This window comes from Streptomyces canus, from assembly GCF_030816965.1.
Lineage (GTDB): Bacteria > Actinomycetota > Actinomycetes > Streptomycetales > Streptomycetaceae > Streptomyces > Streptomyces canus_E.
On record NZ_JAUSYQ010000002.1, the window covers coordinates 1,604,507 to 1,627,979 of the forward strand.

Here is a 23,473-nt window from a genome sequence, read left to right on the forward strand (position 1 = left end):
CGACGAGTGAGGAGGGCGGCGGGAGGTGGTGGCATCGGCCAACTGGCGCTGCGCGGACTGCGACACGTTCAACGGGCCCGCGGAGGCGTCCTGCACGGTCTGCGGCGAGGCCCGGCGGGGCTCCGATGCGAGTGCGGCACCAAAGACACCCAGGACACCAAAGACACCCAGGACGCCCAGGGCTCCCGAAACCGCCAAGGCGCCCACGGCGTCCAAGCCCGCCGCGAAGAAGGCGGGCGCGCCCCGGCCCCCGGCGAAGCGGCCCGGGAGTGCCGGGCGTCCGACCTCCGACTGGCGTTGTTCGGAGTGCGACACGTACAACGCGCGCACGGACGTGTCCTGCCTCACCTGCGGCACCTCCTGGAAGGCGGCGGCGAAGAAGGGCACCCCCAAGTCCCCGAAGTCCCCCAAGCCGTCGCCCTCCGGGGACACCACCGCGAAGAAGACGGCGCCCCGCAAGCCACCGGCCAAGAAATCGCCGCCCCGTACCGGCGCCGGGAGCACGGGGGCCTCCTCGACGTCCCGGCCGAGGCCGGCGTCCCCGCGCCCCGGCACGTCCGGTACGTCGACCCGGCGCCCCAGTGCCGCGTCGAGCGGCACCCGGCCACGTACCGAGGAAGGCGTGTTCTTCCCGTCCTCCCCCAGCACGGGGTACCGGCCGACCACCCCGCCCACCACGCCCGTCCCGCCGCCGCGCCCTGCGCCGGTCTACGCGCCGCCTCCCCGACCCGTCCACACCCCGCCGCGCAAGTCGAAGAGCAGCGGCTGCGCGGGCGGCTGCGTCGGCTTCGTCGTACTGCTCTTCCTGCTGGGCCTGTTCACGAAGGGCTGTGACGGCGCCTTCGACTCCTCGGACTCGGGCGGCACGAACGACACCACCGTGGCCTCGACCTGCCCGACCCGCATCGCCGACCAACTCCCCGGCGGCGACGGCGCCGGGCTGGTCGAGGCGTTCCGCACGTCGAACAAGCAGATCACTTTGTGCCGTACGACGTCCGGAACGCTGTACTACTACGGCGAGTTCAGCGACCGGCGCGAGGCGGGAATCGCCATGGAGGCGGAGCAGACGAGCGAGGGCTACGAGGCCCGCAACGGCCCCTACCGGTACGAGATACACGGAAATGTCGTGACCATCTACCAGTCGGGCACGCAGATCGGCGAGGAGGAACTGACGCCGGAGCCCTCGCCCACCTGATTCACGCGTCCCCGTAGGCCTCCCCGCCCAGCTCGAACCCGGCCGTCCCCGCGGTGGCATCGGCGAGCCACCCCCGGAAGGCGTCCACGTCGGCATCCGGCAGCCCGATCTCGATGGTGACGGCCTCGCCGTACCGCACGTCCCGCACCTCGCGTCCGGTCGAGCGCAGGTCGTTCTGCACCTTGCCGGCGCGCTGGTGGTCGACGGTCACCGTGGCGAGGCGGAACCGGCGGCGGGTGAGGGTGCCCACCGCGTCCAGTGCCTCGCCGACCGCGCCGCCGTACGCCCTGATGAGTCCGCCCGCTCCGAGCTTGACGCCGCCGTAGTAGCGGGTGACGACGGCGACGACATACCGCATGTCGCGGCGCAGCAGCATCTGGAGCATGGGGACGCCTGCGGTGCCGCCGGGTTCGCCGTCGTCGCTCGCCTTCTGGATCACGGCGTCGGCGCCGATGACGTACGCGTAGCAGTTGTGGGTGGCGTCGGCGTGCTCCTTGCGGACGGACGCGACGAAGTCCTGGGCCTCCTTCTCGGTGGCCGCCGGGGCGAGGGCGCACAGGAAGCGGGAGCGGTTGACCTCGGTCTCGTGCACGCCCGCGTGGGCCACGGTGCGGTACTCGTCCTGCATCCGGTCAGCCTAATCCGTCGGTGAGGGCGTCCCGACGGGCCGGCTCATCGCATCCTGCCCCGCGGCACCATCACGGACGTGAGCAGCGCGGTCCCCGGCTCCAGGGTCCGCCAGGACGTGCCGTGCCAGGCCAGCACCGCGATCGCCGAGGTCGGGAACTTCACCCGGACCTCGTCCAGCGCGTCGTCGAGGCTGTCCCCGGCCAGCGTGAGGACGAGTTCCTCCAGACCGGGGTTGTGCCCCACGAGGAGCAGCGTCACGACCTGGGGAGGTGCCTCGTGCACGGCCGTCAGCAGCTCCGGTACGTCGGCCCCGTACAGCTCCGGGTCCAGGCGTACCGGCGGTGGGGTGCCCCACTGGGCGGACGCCAGTTCCCAGGTCTGTCGGGCGCGTACGGCGGTGGAGCACAGGGCGAGGTCGGGGAGCAGGTCGGAGGCGGCGAGAGCGCGGCCCGCCTCGGGCGCGTCCCGGCGGCCGCGGGGTCCCAGGGGGCGGTCGTGGTCGGCGACGCCCTCGGGCCAGGCGGACTTGGCGTGTCTCAGCACGACCAACCGGCGCAGCGGGCCCGCTCCGGTGGCCGCCGTCATGCCGGGGAGCCCAGGTCGCGGGTGAGATCGAGGCCGAGCAGCCGGTCCGCGTGGGCGTACGTCTCAAAGCGGGCGCCCTCCGGCAGGTCCGACTCCTCGACCCACCGCAGCACCCTCAGCACCTCGGGTACGTCCAGGTCGTCCTCCCAGGCGGTACGGAGCCGTCCGCGCACCTGGTCGGGGACGGGCCGTGACGGATGCCGTGCCCAGGCGGCGACGGCCCGGCGCCAGCGTACGAGGGTGTCGTGGGCCTCGCCCAGGACTGCCTCGTCGAGCCGTGCGGGCGTGCTCCGGGGCGGGACGAGCAGGGCGAGGCGGACCGCGGCGGGGTCGGCGCCCTCCGGAAGGTCCGGCGTCCCGACGGGCGCGACGGCGACCCGTACGCCGTCCGGGGCCGCGCCTCCCTCTCCCACCACGTGGACGACCTGGGACTCGCCCCACCCGGGGCCGACGTCCCGGCGGTCCTCGAAGGGCCGGATGCCCAGGGCGGCGGCCGCCGCGTGCAGCTCCGCCTGTTCGCGGTCGCCGGTGAGGAGCGCCCACACGGGCGTGCCGCCGATCTCCAGGGCCCTGGCGAGGAGATCGGCGACGAGCAGGACTCGCAGGGCGGAGAGGTCGTAGCCCCGTACATGGGCTTCGACTCGGGTCAGGCCCCTGCGGGCGGGGACGGCGTCTACGGGCCGGCCGGTTCGGGCGTCGGTGATGCGCAGCACGGGGCGAGCGTAGGCGGACGGAGGGCTCTTCGCAGGTGACTGACCGGTATTCCGGACACGGGTACGGGATTCAACCACCCGCGCCCGCTCATTCGGCTGAGTCACCGGGGACGGCTCGCCCGGAGCCTGCGAGGGCTTCCACGACAGGGAGTTCGCCGCCCATGAGTCCGTTGCGGTTCATGTCCCTGCTGCTCGCCCTGTCCACCGCCCTGCATCGCGCCGTCGCCACGGCGTCGGCCCGGAATCAACCGCGCCCGCCGGCTGTTTCCGATCACATCAGTCCTCGCATCCAGAGCAAGGAGCCGAGCGTGTACGGCGACTCAGCAATTGTCCGCAGGATCCTCACCGAGCTCGGCGACACCTGGGCGATCGTGGGCCTGTCGTCGAACCAGCGGCGCGCGGCCTACGGGGTCGCCGAGGTGCTCCAGCGCCACGGCAAGCGGATCGTGCCGGTGCACCCCAAGGCGGAGACCGTGCACGGCGAACAGGGGTACGCCTCGCTCGCGGAGATCCCCTTCGACGTGGACGTGGTCGACGTGTTCGTGAACGGCGACCTCGCGGGAGCGGTCGCCGACGAGGCCGTGGCCAAGGGCGCGAAGGCGGTCTGGTTCCAGCTGGACGTCATCGACGAGGCGGCCTACGACCGTACCCGCGCCGCCGGCCTCGACATAGTCATGGACCGGTGCCCGGCGATCGAGATCCCCCGCCTCGGCTGATGTCTTTCCCGAATTCCTGAACCACTCGCAAGGAATTCCCCGCAAAGAAGTCAAATATGCGACAACCGCCTTTAACTCAAAGGCGGTTGATTCGTAATCTGGGGCCGCTCACACAGCAAATGTATGTAATTCGTGAGAGGCCCCTTAATTTATGGTAAGCGTCGATTCAGCACCTGAGACAAAGGGGAAGCCGGGCGGCGGCCTGCGGCGGGACGTGGGGCTGATCGGGCTCATGTGGGCCTCGGTGGGGTCCATCATCGGCTCCGGCTGGCTCTACGGCGCCGAAAAGGCGGTCGTCGTGGCCGGCCCCGCGGCGATCATCTCGTGGATCATCGGCGCGGTCGCCATTGTCCTGCTGGCCCTGGTGCACGCAGAACTGGGCGGCATGTTCCCGGTGGCGGGCGGTACCGCGCGCTATCCGCACTACGCGTTCGGCGGTCTGGCCGGAATGTCCTTCGGCTGGTTCTCCTGGCTCCAGGCGGCGACCGTGGCGCCGATCGAGGTCGAGGCCATGATCGGGTACGCCGGGCACTGGAGCTGGGCGAAGGGCTTCCAGCACTCCGACGGCACACTCACCGCCAGTGGTCTCGCGGTCGCCGTGTTCCTCATGGCCGTGTTCGTGGCCGTCAACTTCTTCGGCGTCCGGGTACTCGCGTTCACCAACAGCGCGGCCACCTGGTGGAAGATCGGGGTGCCGCTCGTCGCCATCTTCGTCATCGCGTTCGGCAACTTCCACCCGGGCAACTTCACTTCGGAGGGCTTCGCGCCGTTCGGCGCCAAGGGCGTGCTGAGCGCGATCAGTTCCAGCGGCATCATCTTCGCGCTGCTGGGGTTCGAGCAGGCGATCCAGCTCGCCGGCGAGAGCCGTGACCCGAAGCGGGACCTGCCCCGGGCGACCCTCGGCTCGGTCGCGATCGGCGCCGTCATCTACGTCCTGCTCCAGCTGGTGTTCATCGTGGCCCTCCCGCACTCCGCCTTCGCCCACGGCTGGGCGAAGCTGAACTTCGAGGGCATCAGCGGGCCCTGGGCCGGCCTCGCGACCCTCGTGGGCCTCGGCTGGCTGAGCTGGGTGCTGTACCTCGACGCGGTGATCTCCCCCGGCGGCACCGGCTTGATCTACACGACCGCGACCTCCCGCGTCTCCTTCGGTCTGGCCAAGAACGGCTACGCACCGAAGGTGTTCGCCCGCACCGACCGGCGGGGCGTGCCCTGGTTCGGCCTGATCATGTCCTTCGTGACCGGCGTGGTCTGCTTCCTGCCCTTCCCCAGCTGGCAGGAACTGGTCGGCTTCATCACCTCGGCGAGCGTCCTCATGTACGCCGGCGCGCCGCTCGCGTACGGCGTGTTCGCCGAGCGGCTGCCACACCTGGAGCGCCCGTACCGGCTCCCCGCCGGCAAGGCGATCGCCCCGCTGTCCTTCGCGGTGGCCAACCTGATCATCTACTGGGCGGGGTGGGACACCCTGTGGCGGCTCGGGGTGGCCATCGTCCTCGGCTACCTGCTGCTCGGCGTGTACGCCTGGTATGCGGTGGCCGCCGGACTGCCCGACGCGCCCCGGCTCGACTGGAAGGCCGCACAGTGGCTGCCGGTCTACCTGCTGGGTCTCGGCCTGATCTCCTGGCAGGGCGGCTTCGGCGGCCAGGGACACCTCGGCCTGTGGTGGGACATGCTGGTCGTCATCGCCTTCTCCCTGGTGATCTACTACTGGGCGAAGGCGACCGCCTCCCGGCCCGAGGACATCGAGCGGAGCATCGACGAGGTCGTCGTCACCGAGGCGCCCGCGCACTGAGGACAACAGTCCGGACGGGGCGCCTGCGCGTGTGGAGGCACCCCGGCACCGCTCCCGCCCTCCGCAGGGCACCGACATAATGTCCGGGTGACCTCCGCGTCCCCCTCCAACTCCGGTGCCCCACAGCGTTTTCCGGTCCTCGTCGTCGGCGCCGGACCCGCCGGACTCACCATCGGCAACATCCTGCGAGCCGCGGGCGTGGACTGCCTCGTGCTGGAGGTGGAGACCCGTGAGTTCATCGAGCAGCGGCCGCGTGCGGGCGTCATCGAGGAGTGGGCCGTACGCGCTCTGCAGCGGCACGGCCTGGCCGACAACCTTCTGGAGCGCGCCCAGTTGCACACCGAGTGCGAGTTCCGCTTCGCCGGCGACCGCTTCCGCTTCGCCTACGGCGAGCTGACGGGACAGCACCATTTCGTGTATCCGCAGCCGCTGTTGGTGACGGACCTGGTGCGCGAGTACGCCGACGTACGGGCCGGTGAGATCCGCTTCGGCGTGCAGGACGTCCAGCTGCACGACCTGGAGACGCCCCGGCCGTCGGTGTCGTACACCGATGCCGGCACGGGCGAACGACAGCTGGTCGGTTGCGAGTTCGTTGCGGGCTGCGACGGGGCCCGCGGGGTGACCCGCACCGTCCTCCCCGAGACCACGAACATCGCCCGGCACGACTACGGCATCGGCTGGCTGGCGCCGCTCGCCGAGGCACCGCCGTCCTCCGACTGCGTCCTGTTCGGCATCCACCCGAGCGGCTTCGCCGGGCACATGGCCCGCAGCCCCGAGGTCACCCGCTACTACCTGCAGTGCCCGCCCGGCGACGACCCCGAGAACTGGTCCCACGACCGCGTCTGGGCCGAACTCCAGCAGCGGCTGGGCGCGGACGGCACCCCTCCGCTCACCGAGGGCCGGCTGATCGAGAAGCGTGTCCTGGACATGCACAACTACGTGGTCGAGCCCATGACGTTCGGCAGGCTCTTCCTCGCCGGGGACTCCGCCCACCTCACCGCGCCCATAGCGGCGAAGGGCATGAACCTCGCCCTGCACGACGCCTTCCTGCTCGGCGACGCGCTCGTCGCCTACCTCGACAAGGGCGACGGCAGCGGCCTGGACGGATACTCGGAAGCCTGTCTGCGGCGCGTGTGGGACTACCAGGAGTTCTCGCAGTGGCTCTCCGAGGTCTACCACGGCACGTCGTCGGGCGACGAGTACCGCGCGGGTACCACCTTCGCCCGCCTCCGCCGCCTGTTCACCTCACCTGCCGCCGCGGCGGCCTTCGCGGAGCAGTATCTCGGTACGGCGTCCACGTACTGACGTCTCAGTCGTGCACCGGCCGGTCGCTGAGCCGGTGGTCGGCCACGTTCAGGGCCTCGTCGACGAGGCGGCGCAGGTGTCCGTCACGCAGTGCGTAGATCACCCGGCGCCCCTCCTTGCGCGTGTTCACCAGCCCCGCCAGCCTGAGCCGTGCCAGGTGCTGGCTGACGGCCGGCCGGGCCGCCCCGCACGCCTCCGTGAGGGTCGTGACGTCGGCCTCTCCCCCGGTCAGGGCGTGGAGGAGAGTGAGGCGGGTGCGGTCGCCGAGCAGGGCGAGGATCTCGGCGGCCAGGGCGAACTGTTCCTCGCCGGGAGTGCGCGGGTGCGCATCGTGTGCAGTTGATAGGTGCATGCGTGCGCTCATACGCACATAATGGCTCCATGGGCGCGGTACGTCCACCACCGCGCGCACCGGAAGGGGTCCACGTGAGCAACCACGAGCACGGTCACGGTCATGGCCATGACCATGACCATGACCATGACCACGATCATCCGCAGGGGCACGAGCACGGACGCCACGGCTTCCGCCATCGCCTGGCGCACGTCCTCACCCCCCACTCCCACGAGACCGCCGACAAACTCGACTCCGCGCTGGAGTCCTCCGCCCGCGGCATGCGCGCCCTGTGGGTCTCGCTGGCGGTGCTGGGTGTCACGGCCCTGATGCAGGCGGTCGTCGTGGCCGTTTCCGGGTCCGTCGCGCTGCTCGGCGACACGGTGCACAACGCGGCGGACGCGCTGACCGCCGTACCGCTGGGCATCGCCTTCGTGCTGGGCCGGCGCGCGGCCACCCGGCGGTTCACGTACGGCTACGGCCGTGCCGAGGATCTCGCGGGGATCGTGATCGTGCTGACGATCGCCGCGAGCGCGGCCTTCGCGGGGTGGGCGGCGATCGACCGGCTGCTCGATCCGCGTCCCGTGGCACACGTCCCGGCGGTCGCCGCGGCCGCGCTGGTGGGCTTCGCGGGCAACGAGTGGGTCGCCCGCTACCGCATCCGGGTGGGCCGGGACATCGGATCGGCCGCACTGGTGGCGGACGGACTGCACGCCCGCACCGACGGGTTCACCTCACTGGCCGTGCTCATCGGGGCCGGCGGCTCGGCCCTGGGCTGGCAACTAGCCGACCCGATCGTGGGGTTGGCGATCACGGCCGCGATCACGCTGGTGCTGCGGGACGCGGCACGCGAGGTGTTCCGGCGCGTGCTGGACGCCGTCGACCCGGAACTGGTGGACCGGGCCGAGGGCGCGTTGCGCGAGGTCGAAGGGGTGCGCGAGGTGGGCGAGTTGAGGCTGCGCTGGATCGGGCACCGGCTGCGGGCGGAGGTGGCGGTCGTGGTGGACGGGGAGATGACGGTGCGCCAGTCGCACGCGGTCGCCGTCGAGGCCGAGCACGCCCTGCTGCACGCGGTTCCCCGTCTCACGGCAGCCCTGGTGCACGCCGACCCGGCCCCGGTCCCGGGCGAGGCGGATCCCCACCACACCCTCGCCCACCACGCACCGGCCTGAGGGCGGGACCCCCGGTCCGAGAGCAGGACTCTCCGGCCCGAGATCAGGACGCCTCCGGCCCGGAGCCAGACCCTTCGGGCGCCGGGCCAGACCTTTCGGGCACGGGGCCAGACCCTTCGGGCGCCGGGCCAGACCCTTCGGGCGCGGGGCCAGGATCCTCCGTCATGGTCAGGACCCCTCCGGCGTGGCGGCCGCCGAGCACTCCCTCGCGGCGCGGAGCGCGCACCTCGCACAGGCACCCGATGCCAGGACTCCCCAGCCCGAGACCAGCACCCCAGCGCGGGCCGCCGCCGAGCACTCCGTCGCGACGCGCGGCGCGCACCTCGCACAGGCGCCCAATGCCAGGACTCCCCAACCCGAGACCAGCACCCTCCACCCCGAGACCAGCACCCCACCAGCCCAAGGCCAGCGCTCCTCGGCCCGAGATCAGAACCCGCCAGCCCGAGACCAGCACCCCACCGGTCCGAGACCAGCACCCTCCACCCCGGGATCAGGACCCCACCACCCGCGGCCAGCACCCTCCACCCCGGGATCTGGACCCCACCAGCCCGAGGCCAGGACCCTCCGGCCTGGTCAGGCGATGCCGAGTCCCTCCAGTACCACCGCACCCGGCAGTTCCGCGAAGGCCTTTCCCGGTACCAGCAGCTTTCCCCGTCGCCGCCCGCTGCCGACCAGGACGTACGGGAGGTCGACCACGGCCGAGTCGACCAACAGCGGCCAGTCGCCGGGGAGTCCGATCGGGGTGATGCCGCCGTACTCCATGCCGGTCTCCCCCGTAGCCGTGTCCATCGAGGCGAACGAGGCCTTGCGGGCGCCGAGTTGGCGGCGGACGACACCGTTGACGTCGACCCGGGTGGTGGAGAGCACCACGCACGCGGCGAGGGTGCTCTCGCCACCGCGCTTGCCCGCGACGACCACACAGTTCGCCGACCGCTCGAGAAGCTCCCGGCCGTAGTGCTCGACGAAGACCGCGGTGTCGGCCCACTGCGGGTCGGTGTCGACGTACACGATCTGCTCGGCGGGGACGCTGCCGCTCCAGTGGCGTACGGCGTCGGCGACCGGGCGGGTCAGCTCGTCGAGGGCGGCCGGGGCGGGGGTGGCGTGGTCGAAGTGTCCGATGGGTGCGTCCATGGCGGCACGCTAACAGCCGCTCACGGCACGGCCGGCACCGAGACGGCCAGCATCCACTGCGCGGGAACCTGGCCCTGATTGGCGTACACATGCTCGGCGTTGGCCTCGAAGGTGACGCTCGCCCCGGCGGCGACCCGGTGCTCGACGCCGTCGACGGTCAGGGTCATCTCGCCCTCCGTGACATGCAGGATCTCGACCGTCCCGGCGGGGTGCGGATCCGACCGGCTGCTCTCGCCCGGCATCATCCGCCACTCCCACATCTCCAGCGGGCCGGGGGCCTCCGCGCCCGCGAGCAGCCGGCTCCAACTGCCCGCGTCCGTGCTCCACAGCCGCACCACCTGCTCCGGCGGGACGATCCGCACCTTCGGCCCCTGCTCGTAGTCGAGCAGCGTGGTGATGCTGATGCCGAGCGCGTCGCCGATCTTCACGACCGTGCCGAGGCTGGGGTTGGTCCGGGCCTGCTCGATCTGGATCAGCATGCCGCGGCTGACCCCGGCTCGGGCGGCCAGCGCGTCCAGGGTGAAGCCGCGCTCGGTCCGCCAGCGCTTGACGTTGCGCGCCAGGGACTGGGTCAGCAGGTCGAGGTCCGACACTTCACGTCCAATATTCTGTATGACACAGTACAACTGAATGAACTACGGTGGGGTGCACCCGATCGTTCACCGAACTGTACTGCGAGGCGACCCGTGACAGCATTCTTCGCCCTGGCCACCAGCCTGTTGTGGGGCCTGGCCGACTTCGGCGGCGGGGTGCTGACCCGGCGGCTCCCGGCGCTCACGGTGGTGGTGGTCTCGCAGGTGATCGCCGCGGCCGTGCTCGGCGCGATCGTGGTGGCGACCGGCGGCTGGAGTGAGGCGGGGCCCCGGCTGTGGTTCGCGTTCGCCGCGGGTCTGGCCGGGCCGGTCGCCCTGATCTGCTTCTACAAGGCGCTCGCGCTGGGCCCGATGGGTGTCGTCTCCCCGCTGGGCACGCTGAGCGTGGCGGTCCCGGTCGGCGTGGGCCTCTTCCTCGGCGAGCGTCCCGGACTCACGCAAGCCGCGGGCATCGCGGTGGCCGTCACCGGAGTGATCCTGGCGGGTGGCCCCCAGTTGCGCGGCGCCCCGGTGCAACGCCGGGCGATTGTCCTCACCCTGATCGCGGCCCTCGGCTTCGGTACGGTGTTCGCCCTGATCGCAGAGGCGTCCACGAGCGTCACCGGCCTGTTCCTCGCCCTGTTCGTGCAGCGTCTGGTCAACGTGGCGGTGGGCGGCGCGGCCTTGTACGTCTCGGTGAAACGGGGCACGCCCACGCTCCCGACGACCGGCTTCCCCTGGTCTTCTCTCCCCGCGCTGGCCTTCATCGGCCTCGCGGACGTGGCGGCGAACGGCACGTACTCGGTGGCCGCCCAGCACGGCCCGGTCACGGTGGCCGCCGTCCTCGCCTCGCTCTACCCGGTGGTCACGGCCCTGGCCGCCCGCGGCTTCCTCAGCGAACGCCTCCGCGCCCTCCAGGCGACGGGCGCGGGCCTGGCCCTGATCGGCACCCTGCTCCTCGCGACGACCTGACCCCTGCCCAACTACCCAGTGGTCACACGCCACACCGGGCACGACCCCCCACCACCCCCGCACCCCCCAAGCAGCGACCAAGGGCCTGCCCCTGACCGACACCCCACTCCTCGCGACAACCCGACCCCGACCCAACAACCCAGTGGTCACACCCCACACCGGGCACGACCCCCCACCACCCCCGCACCCCCCCAACAGCAACCAAGGACCTGCCCCTGACCGACACCCCACTCCTCGCGACAACCCGACCCGACGCCGGCTCGGCCCCAGCGAGCTCCCCCGCCCATCGGGCCGGCCGACTTCCACTGGCGACCCGGCACACCCTCAGCCCAGCTCGTCCACCAAGCCCCCGCGACGCCCCGCTCCAAACCAACTCACCGCTCCACACACCACACACAGACCCCGCGCCCATGGCCCAGCCGGCCCGCCGCTCCCCACCACAAGCGAACCCGGCACACCCTCAGCCCAGCCCACTTCGAACGCGTCCCCCGCCGTCCCGTCCCTCAGTCCAGTCCGGCAAGTCGCCCCGCCGCATCCTCGTCCAGCTCGGCGAGTTTCGCCGCCGTCTCCTCGTCCAGCCCGGCCAGCGCGTTGAGTTGTTCCGCCGTCGCTCCCTCGGGTATCGGAACCGGCGCCGGTGTCCTGAGCGGCGGCTGCCAGCCGTCCTCGGCCGTCCAGCGCCGTACGACCCGGGCGGGAGCCCCCGCCACCACCGCGTGGTCCGGCACCACACCCCGCACGACGGCACCGGCGGCCACGACGACGTTCCGCCCGATCCGCGCACCGGGCAGGATCACCGACCCGGTCCCGATCCAGCACCCCGGCCCGATCTCCACCGGCTCCATCCGCGGCCACTGCTTGCCGATGGGCTCGTGGGGATTGTCGTAGGAGTGATTAGTAGACGTGACGTAGACGTACGGCCCGAAGTAGCAGTCGCTGCCGATGGTGACCGTGGTGTCGGCGATGACATGGCTGCCGCGGCCCAGCACGACCCCGTCGCCGATGCGCAGGATCGGCTCCGGACCGAGGTCCAGGTCGGGCATCAGGCCGGCGGTCAGCGTGACCTGTTCGCCGACGATGCAGTGGGACCCGACATGGATCCACGGTTCACCGAAGACCGTGCCGAGCGGAAAGGCCAGCCGGGTGTGCGCACCCAGCGCGCCGAAGCGGAAGCGCCCCGGGCGCTCGGCGGTGACGGAGCCCGTGCGCTGCACCCAGGCCCAGCCCGCGTGGACGGCACGCTGGACGAGACGGCCCCGCCAGGATGAGAACGTGTTCTTGCTCTTCGGCACGAGCTCACCGTACTGAGCGCACGGCGCACAGATGAGATGGAGGGCTTGTGATCTTCGCCCCACCGGTTGGCGTACGGTTCGGGATATCGCGAACCAGGAGGCGAAATGGCGCACAAGGCGTTGATCACGGGCATCGGCGGAAAGGAACCGAAGATCGACGGGGAGGCCTTCGTGGCGCCCACCGCGTCGGTGATCGGTGACGTGACCCTTCAGGCGGGGGCGAGCCTCTGGTACGGCGCGGTGGCCCGTGGCGATGTAGAACGCATCTCAGTCGGCGCCCAGAGCAACATCCAGGACAACTGCACCCTGCACGCCGACCCCGGCTTCCCGGTGACGATCGGCGAGCGCGTCTCGGTGGGCCACAACGCGGTGGTCCACGGAGCGACGGTCGAGGACGACTGCCTGATCGGCATGGGCGCGACGGTGCTGAACGGCGCGGTGATCGGGGCGGGTTCCCTCGTGGCGGCCCAGGCACTGGTACCGCAGGGCATGCGGGTACCGCCCGGTTCACTGGTGGCCGGCGTGCCGGCGAAGGTGCGGCGGGAGCTGACGGAGGAGGAGCGTCAGGGAGTCACCCTGAACGGAACGCTCTACGCGGACCTGGCCCAGGCCCACAGTGAGGTGCACGACAAGCCGTGAGCCTCAGTCGGCGGCCGGGACGGTCTCCGGTTCGGCCGCCTGCATCTGGGCCGTCGCCTTCGCCGCCCGGCGCTTGAGCACGAGCATCGAGGTGAGCCCGATCAGCACGGCGAGCACGAGTCCGAGCCACGAGAACCGCTTCAGCCACGACTCGGCGACGATCCCCACGTAGTAGATGACCGCGGTCGTCCCGCCCGCCCAGATGATCCCGCCCAGCACGTTGGCGATCAGGAACTTCCAGTACGGCATCCGCAGCACACCGGCGAGCGGCCCGGCGAAGATCCTCAGCAGCGCGACGAAACGGCCGAAGAACACCGCCCACATGCCCCACTTCTCGAAGGACCGCTCCGCGGTGGCGACATGGCCCTCACTGAAGTGCCTCGGGAACTTGTTGCCGAGCCAGGTGAGCAGCGGCCGTCCGCCCTTGCGCCCGATCGCGTAGCCGATGGAGTCACCGACGACCGCCCCGACGCTGGCGCACGCACCGAGCACCACGGGATTGATCCCCGCGTGCTGCGAGGACAACAGTGCGGCGGAGACCAGGATGATCTCGCCGGGCAGCGGAATGCCCAGGCTCTCCAGGCCGATGACCAGGCCCACCAGGGCGTAGACGGCGGCCGGGGGCACGGTGTCGAGCCATTCCTGGACGTGCAACGCCGGTTCCTCCTGAGTCGCGTTCCCGGCGTGCGCCAAGCACCGGCGCACGCCGTGGCAGCCTACCGGTTCACGAGAACCGGCGTCCGGAGCAACAACGTCTCCTACGGCAGTGCGGTCTGGAGCGTCGAGGCGAGGGGCGCCGTCACCGAGGTCGTGGTGTCCACGACCGCACCCACCACCGCCCCGGCCCCCTCGACCGGAGCGCTCGGAGCGGTCGGCTCGGAGTCGCTGTCGTCGACCTGGGCGACCCGTGTCTCGTACTGCGGCGGCGGGGATCCGTTCCGGTCCGAGGGCTGACCGGGGCTCTCTTCGCGGCGGCTGTCGGGGCGGTCGGCTGAGCCCGACGGCGGGGCGGGGGCGAGGTGGGGTGCGACCGGGTCCTCGTCCGGTCCCCCGGAGGGCCGGCCCGTCTCCGCGTCCTCGGGCGACTGCGTGTCCTGGGGTGCCGGCGCGCTCTCGTCGGCGAACTCCAGCAGCCACCTCTGCCCCTGCGAGCCGTTCCGCTCGGTGACGACGACGGCCTCCCCCTTGCCGGGCGCGACCAGGAGTCCCTTCCCGCGCCGCAGCAGCAGTTCGCCGCGCACGGTGAGGTCGTAGCGGACCTCTCCCGCGTGCGTCAGGCAGTCGGCGATCACGACCGACCGCTTCTCGGTGTCCGAGTCGAGGCAGAGCCTGGGATCGGCCGCGCTGCGCAGCAGTCCGTCCTCCTGGTACGACCACTGCTGGGATCCGGCGGAGGAGCACTCCGCCAGTACGGCCTTCATGCCGGGCGTGGTCCGGGCGTGGTGGGCGTCATGGGTGTCGAGGCACAGGTCGGCGTCGGCGTTGCGGAGCCTGCCGTGGCCGACCTCCACGGGGTTGCCCATCGAGGCCGTGGACGGGGACCCGGCGTCCTGGGAGACCGTCGACGGACTCGGCCGTACGGTGTTCCCGCTCACCGCGCCCCAGGTGGCGCCGGGCGTGGGAACACCGCCGTCGACCGACCAGCCCTTGGCCACGAGCACCGTGGCGAGCAGGGCCAGGGAGGTCAGACCGGCGCCGACGAGAACGGCACGGGCGCTTTTGCGCGGCTGGGCGAGGAGGCCCGCGGGAACGGGGCGGTGGCGGCCGCCGGGCTTTGCGCGGGCCGCGCCGGGCGGGGTCGGCGCCGGACGCTGGACGGAACGCGCGGGCCGCGAGTCGAGATAGCGGTGAGCGCCCCAGCCGAGCACCGTCTCGGCGAGCAGCACCTCCAGACCGCCCTCGAAATGGCTGAGCTGTTCGGCGGCGTGACGGCAATACCGGCAATCCGTCAGATGCTTACGGACATCGGGCAGAAGGTCCCCGCCCCGGCGAATCGGGACATCCAGCAGACGATTGTAGAAACGGCATTCACTGGTGGGTGCGAGTTCCCGGTGAGCACGGACACAGCCGGTGCGGAATTGCTCGCGTGCCTGCTCGAGGGCGGCCGCCGCACGGGCCGCATCCACACCCAGCAGACCGGCCGGTACGGATATGGGTTCGGCCTCGACCTCACTGTGCCACAGCAGGCATTGAGAGGCGCCGGGAAGGGCCCTGAATGCGCGCTCGGCGAGCTGTCTTCTTTCAGAGGTGGCGGACCTCGCCGCGCGTAGACCACGGCCGCCGATCGTCTTGCGAAGTTCCGGCAGTACGGCGGAGATTTCGTCGTCCGCGGCCCACTCCTTGACGAACTCCCTCACTGCAACAAGAAGTTGAGGGCGCAGCGCGCCGTCACCCGCCCGGCCGAGCACTCGGTGAAATGCCGCCGCGGCCGCCATCGATGCCGAACCCGACCAGGAGGCAAGACAGATGACCGAGTATTCGTAGGTCGCCTGCCAGTGTCGCGTCATCAACAGCGCGACGGCATGACCGTCCACGCTGTTCTCTCCCAGCCGGGCCAGAAGATTGCGGTCGGACTCCGCCGGACTCGATCCTGGGCGTGGGGGGTAAGGGGGTCGTGGGGGGTAAGCGGATTGCACGGGACCAATTCCTTCCAAGCCGCAGGACGGCATGGAATATGCGCGTCCTCGGAAAGCAGGCGCCTGATTGGTGCATACCTATGCCGCATCAGATGCGACCCGGTCATCCCGGGGGGGCGCTCACCTTCGCACAATTGATGTACAGCAAACAAGAAGGTGGAGTGACCCATGTTCAAAAAAAGGAGGGTTCAGAAATGTTACCGCCGGTATCCGTACCCGTATTCGAAGTGGCGTGGGGCGCGGGACTCAAGTTGTGTACGCGGCCGGATGCTTGGCACACGAAATCTCCTACTCCGGGCGGGGGTCCACAGCATGCTCCCAGGCGTCTCCCGGCGGGCTCTCATCCGGGTGACGCAGCATGATCCGCATGATCGTCCCCCACACGACAGACACCATCGTCCCCACCCGCACGGTCCGCAAGGCAGTCGTCCCGGCCGCCGGGCTCGGCACCCGATTCCTGCCGGCGACCAAGGCGACGCCGAAGGAGATGCTCCCGGTCGTCGACAAGCCGGCCATCCAGTACGTCGTCGAGGAGGCCGCAGCGGCCGGGCTCGACGACGTCCTGATGGTCACCGGCCGCCACAAGCGGGCCATCGAGGACCACTTCGACAACGCCTTCGAGCTGGAGCAGGTCCTCGCGGCCAAGGGCGACGCGGTACGCCTCGACGCCGTGCGCGACCCCGCGCGCCTGGCCAACATCCATCACATCCGCCAGGGCGAGCCGCTCGGCCTCGGCCACGCGGTGCTCTGCGCCCGCCGCCACGTCGGCGACGAGCCCTTCGCCGTCCTCCTGGGCGACGATCTGATCGACCCGCGCGAGACCCTGCTCAGCACGATGCTCGACGTCCGCGACCGGTACGCCGGGAGTGTGGTCGCCCTCATGGAGGTACCGCGCGAGCAGATCCATCTCTACGGCTGCGCGGCCGTGGCGCCCACGGAGGAAAAGGGCCTGGTCCGCGTGACCGGCCTGGTCGAGAAGCCCTCCCACGAGAACGCGCCGAGCGCCTACGCGGTCATCGGCCGCTACGTGCTCGACCCCGAGGTCTTCGACGTCCTGGACCGCACCCCACCGGGTCGCGGCGGCGAGATCCAGCTCACCGACGCCCTCCAGAACCTCGCGACCGACGGCACGGTCCACGGCGTCGTCTTCGACGGCCTCCGCTACGACACCGGCGACAAGGCGGACTACCTTCGCACGGTGGTACGCCTGGCCTGCGACCGCGACGACCTGGGCCCCGAGTTCATCGACTGGCTCAAGGGGTTCGTGGCGGAGTGGGAGAGCGGAGAGGGGGTCGGGCGGAGGCGGTGGGCGGCCTGAGCGGCCGAGGCGGCGGCGTGCGTATCCGGGCCACGAAAGGCGTGATGGGCGTGGGCCGGGCCGCTCAGCCGTTCGGCCGCAGTGTCCACACCACCGTCATCTCGCCCGTGACCGCCCCGTCCGCGCGGCGGATCTCGATCGTGACCGGGAACTCGGGGCGTTCCCCGGCATCGAGTTGGGCGACGACCTCGGCGGCCGGGCGGCCCAGGGTCGCCGTGGCGGTCACCGGGCCCATCGCGAGCTTGCGGTAGGCGATCTCCGCGTTGACGGCGAGCGGTACCGCGCGCGAGAGCTGGTCGCCGAACGCGGCCAGGACGACCGCCCCGCTGGCCGACTCGGCGAGCGTGAACATCGCCCCGGCGTGCGGTCCGCCCACGTGGTTGTGGAACTCGCCCTGGTCGGGCAGGGCGACCACGACCTTCTCCGGGCCGGTCTCCAGGAACTCGAGGTTCAGGGTCCGCACCATGGGCACGGTGGCGGCGAGCATCTCGCCGACGGACATCTGGTCTGCGCTCATGCCAGGATGTTACCCACGAGTAAATCGCGCTGACCAGGCCTGGCACCAGTGATCGGCGTCTCCTTGCGCCGGATGCCCCCGGCAGAACCACCGCTGCACGTGGTCGACCATCGGGGGCGTCGCCGCATCCCGATCTGTCCTGAAAGCGTTTGGCAAGGCAGCACCCCGGCGGCCATAGTCGGCCGGTGACCCCCTCCGCCGAGTCCTCCCGCCGCGCCCGCAGACCCGCCTGGGCGAGCCGCAATTACGGCCTGCTGACCACCGCCGCGTTCGTGACCAACCTCGGCAGCAACGGCGCCCTGATCGCCGCCGCGTTCGCCGTACTGGAGGCAGGCGGCGACAGCGGCGACGTGGGCCTGGTGGCCGCCGCGCGCACCCTCCCGCTGGTGGTGTTCCTGCTGATCGGCGGCGCGGTGGCGGACCGACTGCCCCGGCACCGGGTGATGGTCGCGGCCAACACCCTCAACTGCCTCTCCCAGGGCGCGTTCGCCGTCCTCGTCCTGGCAGGCGAGCCCCGGCTCTGGCAGATGATGCTGCTGACCGCGCTCGGCGGCACAGGTCACGCGTTCTTCAGTCCGGCGGCCGAGGGCATGCTGCTGTCCTCGGTGAGCGGCGAACAGGCCGGCCGCGCCTTCGCGGTGTTCCGGATGGCGATGCAGGGCGCGGCGCTGGGCGGTGCCGCGCTCGGCGGTGCGATGGTCGCCGCGGTCGGCCCCGGCTGGGTGCTCGCGGGGGACGCGGTGGCCTTCGCGCTCGCCGGTTCGCTGCGCTCCTTCCTCGACGTCAGTCACATCCCGGAGCGCGCACCGGGCTCCGGCATGCTCGCCGACCTGCGCGACGGCTGGCGGGAGGTCGCGGGGCGGCCGTGGCTGTGGGGCATCGTCGTCCAGTTCTCCGTGGCCAACGCGGTACTGGGCGCCGCCGACGCGGTCTACGGCCCGCTCGTCGCCCGGGACGACCTGGGCGGGGCCGGCCCCTGGGGTGTGGCCCTCGGATTCTTCGGCGCGGGCACGGTCGTCGGTGCCCTCCTCATGACCCGCTGGAAGCCGCACCGGCTGCTCTTCGTGGGCATCCTCTGCGTGTTCCCGATGACGCTGCCGTCCGCCGCGCTGGCCGTACCGGTGTCGGTACCCCTCCTGTGCACGGCGATGTTCGTGGCCGGCGCGACCGTCGAGGTGTTCGGCGTCTCCTGGATGACCGCCCTGCACCAGGAGATACCGGAGGACAAGCTCTCCCGGGTCTCGGCCTACGACTGGTTCGGCTCGGTCGCCCTCATGCCGCTCGCGGCGGCGCTGGCGGGCCCGGCGGAGTCGGCGTTCGGACGCACCGCGGCCCTGTGGGGCTGCTCGGGCCTGATCGCGGCGGTCACGGCGGCCGTCCTGTGCGTACCGGACGTCCGTAACCTGCGCCGGAACACCAGGCAGGTCACCCAGGTCACCACGAACGACTCAGCCGATGCCGAACGCCCCGTCGGGGGGCTCGGGTGACGGCACCGCCTCCTCGTCCCGCACCGGCCGCGCCACCCCGATGAACCTCCGCAGCCCGGCGCCGTGTTCGACCCGCGCGGGAAAGGCGTCGGCCGCCGTCCGCCGGGCCAGGGCCGGCGTGTCCAGGGGCAGCTGCGCGGCGACCAGCACCGCGTTCCCGAACCGCCGCCCGCGCAGTACCGCAGGCTCGGCGATCAGCACGAGCTCTTCGAACACCTCGGAGAAGTTGGCGAGTTGGGACCGCAGAAACGCGAAGGGCGCGGCGTCGGCGAGATTCGCGAGATAGACCCCGCCGCTCCTGAGCACACGCGCCGCCTCATGGGCGTACTCCAAGGACGTCAGATGGGCGGGAACCCGCGACCCACCGAAGACGTCGGCGACCAGCACATCGGCAGAGCCCGCCGGGGCGGTTTCCAGCCAACCCCGCGCATCGGCCGCGTGCAACGCGATCCCCGCCCCCTCCGGAAGCGGCAGATGCTCGACGACCAGTTCCAGCAGAGCCCGGTCGGCCTCGACCACGTCCTGCCGGGAGCCCGGCCGGGTGGCCGCCAGATACCGCGGCAACGTCAGAGCGCCCCCACCGAGATGCACGACGTCCAGCGGCCGCCCCGCCTCCCCGATGCCGTCCAGCACATGCCCGAGCCGCTGCGCGTACTCGAACTCCAGATGCGTCGGCTCGTCGAGATCGACGTACGACTGCGGAGCCCCGTCGACCGTCAGCAACCAGGCCCGCTCCCGATCCACGTCAGGCATCAACTTGGCGAACCCGTGATCAACGGCACGGGCGACGGGCAGGGACTCGGTCATCTGTTCATTGTGCCTGTGCCGAGCGCCCCAAAAGGGGCGCCGGGGACTGCGCGACCAGCCACAACGGCCCCGCAGTCCCCCACGAACCGAAACCACCCTCAGACAAGGGCAGTGACGGTCCCCGCCCCGACGGTCCGACCACCCTCACGGATGGCGAATCCGAGACCTGGCTCAAGCGGCACGTCCCGCCCCAGCTCCACGGTCATGACGACCTTCTCTCCAGGCCGGGCGACAGCGACCTCACCGAGATCGACATCCCCCACCACATCCGCCGTACGGATGTAGAACTGCGGCCGGTACCCGGTGGAGACAGGCGTCGTACGCCCGCCCTCCCGCGCCGACAGCACATACACCTGCGCGGTGAAGCGACGGCTCGGCACCACACTGCCGGGCGCGGCCACGACATGCCCCCGCCGGACCGCGTCCCGGGGAACGCCCCGCAGCAGCAACGCCACGTTGTCCCCGGCCTGCGCCTCCTCCATCGGCTTGCCGAAGGTCTCGACCCCGGTCACCACCGTCTCCACCGCGGCCCCGAGCACGTCGACCCGGTCACCCACCCGCACGGTGCCCCGCTCGACCGCGCCGGTCACCACGGTCCCCCGGCCGGTGATGGTCAGCACGTTCTCGACGGGCATCAGGAACGGCGCGTCCAGATACCGCTCGGGGATGGGCACGTACGTGTCCACCGCGTCGAGCAGCGCCTCGATCGACGCCGTCCAACGCGGGTCCCCCTCCAGGGCCTTCAGCCCCGAGACCCGTACGACGGGCACGGCGTCGCCGCCGTAGCCGTGCGCGGTGAGCAGCTCACGGACCTCCAGTTCGACGAGCTCGACCAGTTCCTCGTCGGCCGCGTCCGCCTTGTTGAGGGCGACCACGACGTGGTCGACACCCACCTGCCGCGCCAGCAGCACGTGTTCGGCGGTCTGCGGCATGATCCCGTCGAGCGCGGAGACGACGAGGATCGCCCCGTCGAGCTGCGCGGCTCCGGTGACCATGTTCTTGACGTAGTCGGCGTGGCCCGGCATGTCCACGTGGGCGTAGTGCCGGGTGTCGGTCTCGTACTCGACGTGCGCGATGTTGATGGTGATCCCGCGCGCGGCCTCCTCCGGGGCCCGGTCGATGCGGTCGAACGGCACGAAGGTGCCGCTGCCCCGCTCGGACAGGACCTTGGTGATGGCGGCGGTCAGTGTGGTCTTGCCGTGGTCGACGTGACCCATCGTGCCGATGTTCAGGTGCGGCTTGGTGCGCACGTAAGCGGTCTTGGACATGGCTGTACCTCGAAGCCTCTTCGTGTTCGTGGAGGAACGGGACCCCAAGGACTCGCCGACCCTCCCCCTGCGGGGTCCGCCGGACTGTCCGGGAAGGGTCAGCTTCGGGCGCCGTCTGCGGCGGCCAGGAACACGGGAACGGCAGCCTTCGGCGCATCCGCGACTGCGGATGCTGCGAGAGCGAAGGCGTACCGGAACATGACGCAGATCATGTCCCACGTGTCGTCCCACGTCGAACGGTTTTTGCGCCGCCCGTCCGCGCAACCGGCGGCATCCGTACGGCGATCACACATCCATGTCGGTTACCGTCACTGAATGCTCGATGCCACCACCCGCTCTGGGGGCACCGCCACGGCCCCTCCCCCGGCCATCGCCACGGAGTTCGCTCTCCCCGTCCCCGCTCCGGTGGGTCTCACCTCCCGTTGCACGAGAGTGCTGCTGTCGCCGTGGTCCCGGTTGTCCCTGCTCGTCGTGCTGCTCGCGGGCGCCGCGTCCACGGTCCTGCTCTTCGAGCCGCAGAGACTGCTCTCCGACGGCTGGCCGCCCCAGCTCGGCGGGGTCGCGGCCGCTGTCGTGTTCGGGGTGGCGTACGGGCTGTGCACTGTGGCGTTCGTGCCTCGGCCCCTGCTGAATCTCGCCGCCGGCGCCCTCTTCGGTTCGCAGATCGGGCTCGCGTCGGCCCTCGCCGGCACCGTGCTCGGGGCGGGGATCGCCTTTGGTCTGGGCCGGGTGCTCGGGCAGGACGCCCTGCGGCCGCTGCTGCGGGGGCGGTGGCTGAAGGCGGCGGACGGGCAGCTCAGTCGGCACGGGTTCCGGTCGATGCTGGCGGCCCGGCTGTTTCCCGGAGTGCCGTTCTGGGCGGCGAACTACTGTGCCGCGGTCTCCCGGATGGGGTACGTCCCGTTCCTCGTCGCGACGGCGCTCGGGTCGATTCCGAACACCGCCGCGTACGTGGTCGCCGGGGCGCGGGCTTCGGCGCCGACTTCGCCCGCTTTTCTGATCGCCATGGCGGCGATTGCCCTGCCGGGATTGGCGGGGGCGATCGTGGCGTGGCGCAAGCGGCATCATCTGCGACGCCGTTGAGCGCTTGACGGGGTGGGGCGGAGGGCGCCTCTAAAGGGCCCTCGTCACACCCCCTCCAAGATCATCGCGTTGGCCAGTCCGCCCGCCTCGCACATCGTCTGCAGGGCGTAACGGGCCCCGCGCTCCCGCATCGCGTGCACCAGCGTCGTCGTCAGACGGGTGCCGCTCGCGCCCAGGGGGTGGCCTATCGCTATCGCGCCACCGTGGACGTTGACCTTGGACAGATCCGCACCCGTCTCCTGCTGCCAGGCGAGGACCACGCTGGAGAACGCCTCGTTGACCTCGAAGAGGTCGATGTCGTCGAGGGTGAGGTGGGCTCGGCGCAGGACCTGCTCCGTGGCGGGGATGACTCCGGTGAGCATGAGGATCGGGTCGGAGCCGGTGACGGCGAAGCTGTGGAGGCGGGCCAGCGGGCGCAGGCCCAGCCGTTCGGCTGTCTCGCTCGACGTGATGAGGACGGCCGAGGCACCGTCGTTGATCGGGCTCGCGTTGCCCGCGGTCACGTTCCACTCGATCTGTGGGAAGCGTTCGGCGAAGTTCGGGTCGTAGTAGGCGGGCCTCAGGCCGGCGAGGATCTCCGGAGTGCTGCCCGGGCGTACGCACTCGTCGCGCGAGACACCGTCCAGCGGCGCGACCTCGGCGTCGAACAGACCCTTCTCCCAGGCTGCAGCCGCCTTCTGGTGCGAGGAGACGGCGAACGCGTCCATCCGCTCGCGCGTGATCGACCACTTGGCGGCGATGAGCTCGGCACTGATGCCCTGCGGGACGAGGCCTTCCTTGTAGCGCTCGGCGACCCCGGGACCGAAGGGGTCCTTGCCCTCGGGAACGTTCGACCACATCGGCACCCGGCTCATCGACTCGACCCCGCAGGCGACGACGAGGTCGTACGCGCCCGCGATCACGCCCTGCGCGGCGAAGTGCACGGCCTGCTGGGAGGAGCCGCACTGGCGGTCCACGGTGGTCGCCGGGACCGTCTCCGGGAAGCCGGCCGACAGGGCCGCGTAGCGGGTGGTGTTCATGGCCTGCTCGCCGACCTGGTCGACGGTGCCGCCGATGACGTCGTCGATGAGCGCCGGGTCGACGCCGGAGCGCTCGACGAGGGTGCGCAGGGTGTGGGCGAGGAGTTCGACGGGGTGCACGTGCGCGAGGGAGCCGTTGGGCTTGCCCTTGCCTATGGGGGTGCGTACGGCTTCGACGATGACTGCGTCACGCATGGTGCGGGCCTCCATCAATGAGGGCGATTACCGGTGAGTAGGGAATCCAAACTCACCATAACCTTGTAGGTTGGAAAATCAAACCCTTGAGTTGGAGAACC

At 71.2% G+C, this 23,473-nt stretch carries 23 protein-coding genes; 10 read left to right on the top strand and 13 right to left on the bottom strand.

Annotation, left to right across the window (positions count from 1 at the left end; genetic code table 11):
* Window positions 1-25: 25 nt before the first annotated feature.
* A complete protein-coding gene (locus tag QF027_RS08375; RefSeq protein WP_307073745.1) occupies window positions 26-1,195 on the top strand; it encodes a hypothetical protein in 1,170 nt (389 codons plus the stop codon).
* A 1-nt stretch (window position 1,196) separates the two neighbouring features.
* Here the strand turns inward: QF027_RS08375 and QF027_RS08380 are convergent, their stop codons facing one another.
* From QF027_RS08380 to QF027_RS08390, 3 genes are read right to left on the bottom strand one after another with little or no spacing between them, the layout of a single operon-like run.
* Window positions 1,197-1,823 carry a YigZ family protein gene (locus QF027_RS08380; protein ID WP_307073747.1) on the bottom strand — a complete coding sequence of 209 codons (627 nt, stop codon included), beginning with the start codon at window positions 1,821-1,823 and terminating at the stop codon, window positions 1,197-1,199.
* A 44-nt stretch (window positions 1,824-1,867) separates the two neighbouring features.
* The gene (locus tag QF027_RS08385) at window positions 1,868-2,410 is read right to left on the bottom strand and encodes a SixA phosphatase family protein (protein WP_306984619.1); all 543 of its coding nucleotides are present in this window, start codon (window positions 2,408-2,410) and stop codon (window positions 1,868-1,870) included.
* A complete protein-coding gene (locus QF027_RS08390; protein ID WP_306984616.1) occupies window positions 2,407-3,123 on the bottom strand; it encodes a hypothetical protein in 717 nt (238 codons plus the stop codon). Before QF027_RS08390 ends, QF027_RS08385 begins: the two co-directional genes overlap by 4 nt.
* 308 nt (window positions 3,124-3,431) lie before the next feature.
* Here QF027_RS08390 and QF027_RS08395 point away from each other — a divergent pair, with 308 nt between their 5' ends.
* From QF027_RS08395 to QF027_RS08405, 3 genes are all read left to right on the top strand, one after another.
* Window positions 3,432-3,839 carry a CoA-binding protein gene (locus QF027_RS08395; protein ID WP_307082321.1) on the top strand — a complete coding sequence of 136 codons (408 nt, stop codon included), beginning with the start codon at window positions 3,432-3,434 and terminating at the stop codon, window positions 3,837-3,839.
* A 151-nt stretch (window positions 3,840-3,990) separates the two neighbouring features.
* Window positions 3,991-5,628: an APC family permease gene (locus tag QF027_RS08400; protein ID WP_307073749.1), complete on the top strand. Its 1,638-nt coding sequence runs from the start codon at window positions 3,991-3,993 to the stop codon at window positions 5,626-5,628.
* 87 nt (window positions 5,629-5,715) lie between these two features.
* The gene (locus QF027_RS08405) at window positions 5,716-6,933 is read left to right on the top strand and encodes a 4-hydroxybenzoate 3-monooxygenase (protein ID WP_307073752.1); all 1,218 of its coding nucleotides are present in this window, start codon (window positions 5,716-5,718) and stop codon (window positions 6,931-6,933) included.
* Between the two features lie 4 nt (window positions 6,934-6,937).
* On the opposite strand, the gene QF027_RS08410 is transcribed toward QF027_RS08405, so the two are convergent.
* The gene (locus tag QF027_RS08410) at window positions 6,938-7,297 is read right to left on the bottom strand and encodes an ArsR/SmtB family transcription factor (RefSeq protein ID WP_057610561.1); all 360 of its coding nucleotides are present in this window, start codon (window positions 7,295-7,297) and stop codon (window positions 6,938-6,940) included.
* A 17-nt stretch (window positions 7,298-7,314) separates the two neighbouring features.
* On the opposite strand from QF027_RS08410, the gene QF027_RS08415 reads away from it, so the two are divergent.
* Entirely contained in the window at window positions 7,315-8,436 is a 1,122-nt protein-coding gene (locus QF027_RS08415) for a cation diffusion facilitator family transporter (RefSeq protein WP_373432408.1), read from the top strand.
* A gap of 573 nt (window positions 8,437-9,009) precedes the next feature.
* Here the strand turns inward: QF027_RS08415 and QF027_RS08420 are convergent.
* The gene (locus tag QF027_RS08420; RefSeq protein ID WP_057610559.1) at window positions 9,010-9,567 is read right to left on the bottom strand and encodes a YbaK/EbsC family protein; all 558 of its coding nucleotides are present in this window, start codon (window positions 9,565-9,567) and stop codon (window positions 9,010-9,012) included.
* A 20-nt stretch (window positions 9,568-9,587) separates the two neighbouring features.
* Window positions 9,588-10,160 (bottom strand): helix-turn-helix domain-containing protein, encoded by a 573-nt coding sequence (locus QF027_RS08425; protein WP_306984603.1) that lies wholly within the window; start codon window positions 10,158-10,160, stop codon window positions 9,588-9,590.
* A gap of 93 nt (window positions 10,161-10,253) precedes the next feature.
* On the opposite strand from QF027_RS08425, the gene QF027_RS08430 reads away from it, so the two are divergent.
* Entirely contained in the window at window positions 10,254-11,111 is an 858-nt protein-coding gene (locus QF027_RS08430; RefSeq protein ID WP_306984601.1) for an EamA family transporter, read from the top strand.
* Between the two features lie 503 nt (window positions 11,112-11,614).
* Here QF027_RS08430 and QF027_RS08435 read toward each other — a convergent pair.
* Window positions 11,615-12,403, bottom strand: coding sequence for an acyltransferase (locus tag QF027_RS08435; RefSeq protein ID WP_306984599.1), 789 nt, complete (start codon window positions 12,401-12,403; stop codon window positions 11,615-11,617).
* A 105-nt stretch (window positions 12,404-12,508) separates the two neighbouring features.
* Here QF027_RS08435 and QF027_RS08440 point away from each other — a divergent pair, with 105 nt between their 5' ends.
* On the top strand, window positions 12,509-13,042 hold the full coding sequence (locus QF027_RS08440; RefSeq protein WP_057610556.1) for a gamma carbonic anhydrase family protein: 534 nt from the start codon (window positions 12,509-12,511) through the stop codon (window positions 13,040-13,042).
* Between the two features lie 3 nt (window positions 13,043-13,045).
* Here QF027_RS08440 and QF027_RS08445 read toward each other — a convergent pair whose 3' ends face one another.
* A complete protein-coding gene (locus tag QF027_RS08445) occupies window positions 13,046-13,696 on the bottom strand; it encodes a DedA family protein (RefSeq protein WP_059207663.1) in 651 nt (216 codons plus the stop codon).
* Between the two features lie 104 nt (window positions 13,697-13,800).
* A complete protein-coding gene (locus QF027_RS08450) occupies window positions 13,801-15,576 on the bottom strand; it encodes an RICIN domain-containing protein (protein WP_373432409.1) in 1,776 nt (591 codons plus the stop codon).
* 469 nt (window positions 15,577-16,045) lie between these two features.
* Between QF027_RS08450 and galU the strand changes: the two genes are divergently transcribed.
* Entirely contained in the window at window positions 16,046-16,996 is a 951-nt protein-coding gene (galU, locus tag QF027_RS08455) for a UTP--glucose-1-phosphate uridylyltransferase GalU (RefSeq protein WP_306986771.1), read from the top strand.
* A 64-nt stretch (window positions 16,997-17,060) separates the two neighbouring features.
* Here galU and QF027_RS08460 read toward each other — a convergent pair whose 3' ends face one another.
* Window positions 17,061-17,498 (bottom strand): DUF4442 domain-containing protein, encoded by a 438-nt coding sequence (locus QF027_RS08460; RefSeq protein ID WP_307082325.1) that lies wholly within the window; start codon window positions 17,496-17,498, stop codon window positions 17,061-17,063.
* Window positions 17,499-17,698: 200 nt separating this feature from the next.
* Here QF027_RS08460 and QF027_RS08465 point away from each other — a divergent pair, with 200 nt between their 5' ends.
* Window positions 17,699-19,000 carry an MFS transporter gene (locus QF027_RS08465; RefSeq protein WP_307073758.1) on the top strand — a complete coding sequence of 434 codons (1,302 nt, stop codon included), beginning with the start codon at window positions 17,699-17,701 and terminating at the stop codon, window positions 18,998-19,000.
* On the opposite strand, the gene QF027_RS08470 is transcribed toward QF027_RS08465, so the two are convergent.
* Window positions 18,962-19,807, bottom strand: a complete 846-nt coding sequence (locus QF027_RS08470) for a spermidine synthase (protein WP_307073761.1) — start codon at window positions 19,805-19,807, stop codon at window positions 18,962-18,964. The genes QF027_RS08465 and QF027_RS08470 overlap by 39 nt on opposite strands.
* A 98-nt stretch (window positions 19,808-19,905) precedes the next feature.
* Window positions 19,906-21,075 (bottom strand): elongation factor Tu, encoded by a 1,170-nt coding sequence (tuf, locus tag QF027_RS08475; protein WP_059207667.1) that lies wholly within the window; start codon window positions 21,073-21,075, stop codon window positions 19,906-19,908.
* 315 nt (window positions 21,076-21,390) lie between these two features.
* Here tuf and QF027_RS08480 point away from each other — a divergent pair, with 315 nt between their 5' ends.
* Window positions 21,391-22,158, top strand: coding sequence for a TVP38/TMEM64 family protein (locus QF027_RS08480; protein WP_306984589.1), 768 nt, complete (start codon window positions 21,391-21,393; stop codon window positions 22,156-22,158).
* 44 nt (window positions 22,159-22,202) lie between these two features.
* Here the strand turns inward: QF027_RS08480 and QF027_RS08485 are convergent, their stop codons facing one another.
* On the bottom strand, window positions 22,203-23,372 hold the full coding sequence (locus tag QF027_RS08485) for a thiolase family protein (protein ID WP_306984587.1): 1,170 nt from the start codon (window positions 23,370-23,372) through the stop codon (window positions 22,203-22,205).
* Window positions 23,373-23,473 lie beyond the last annotated feature (101 nt).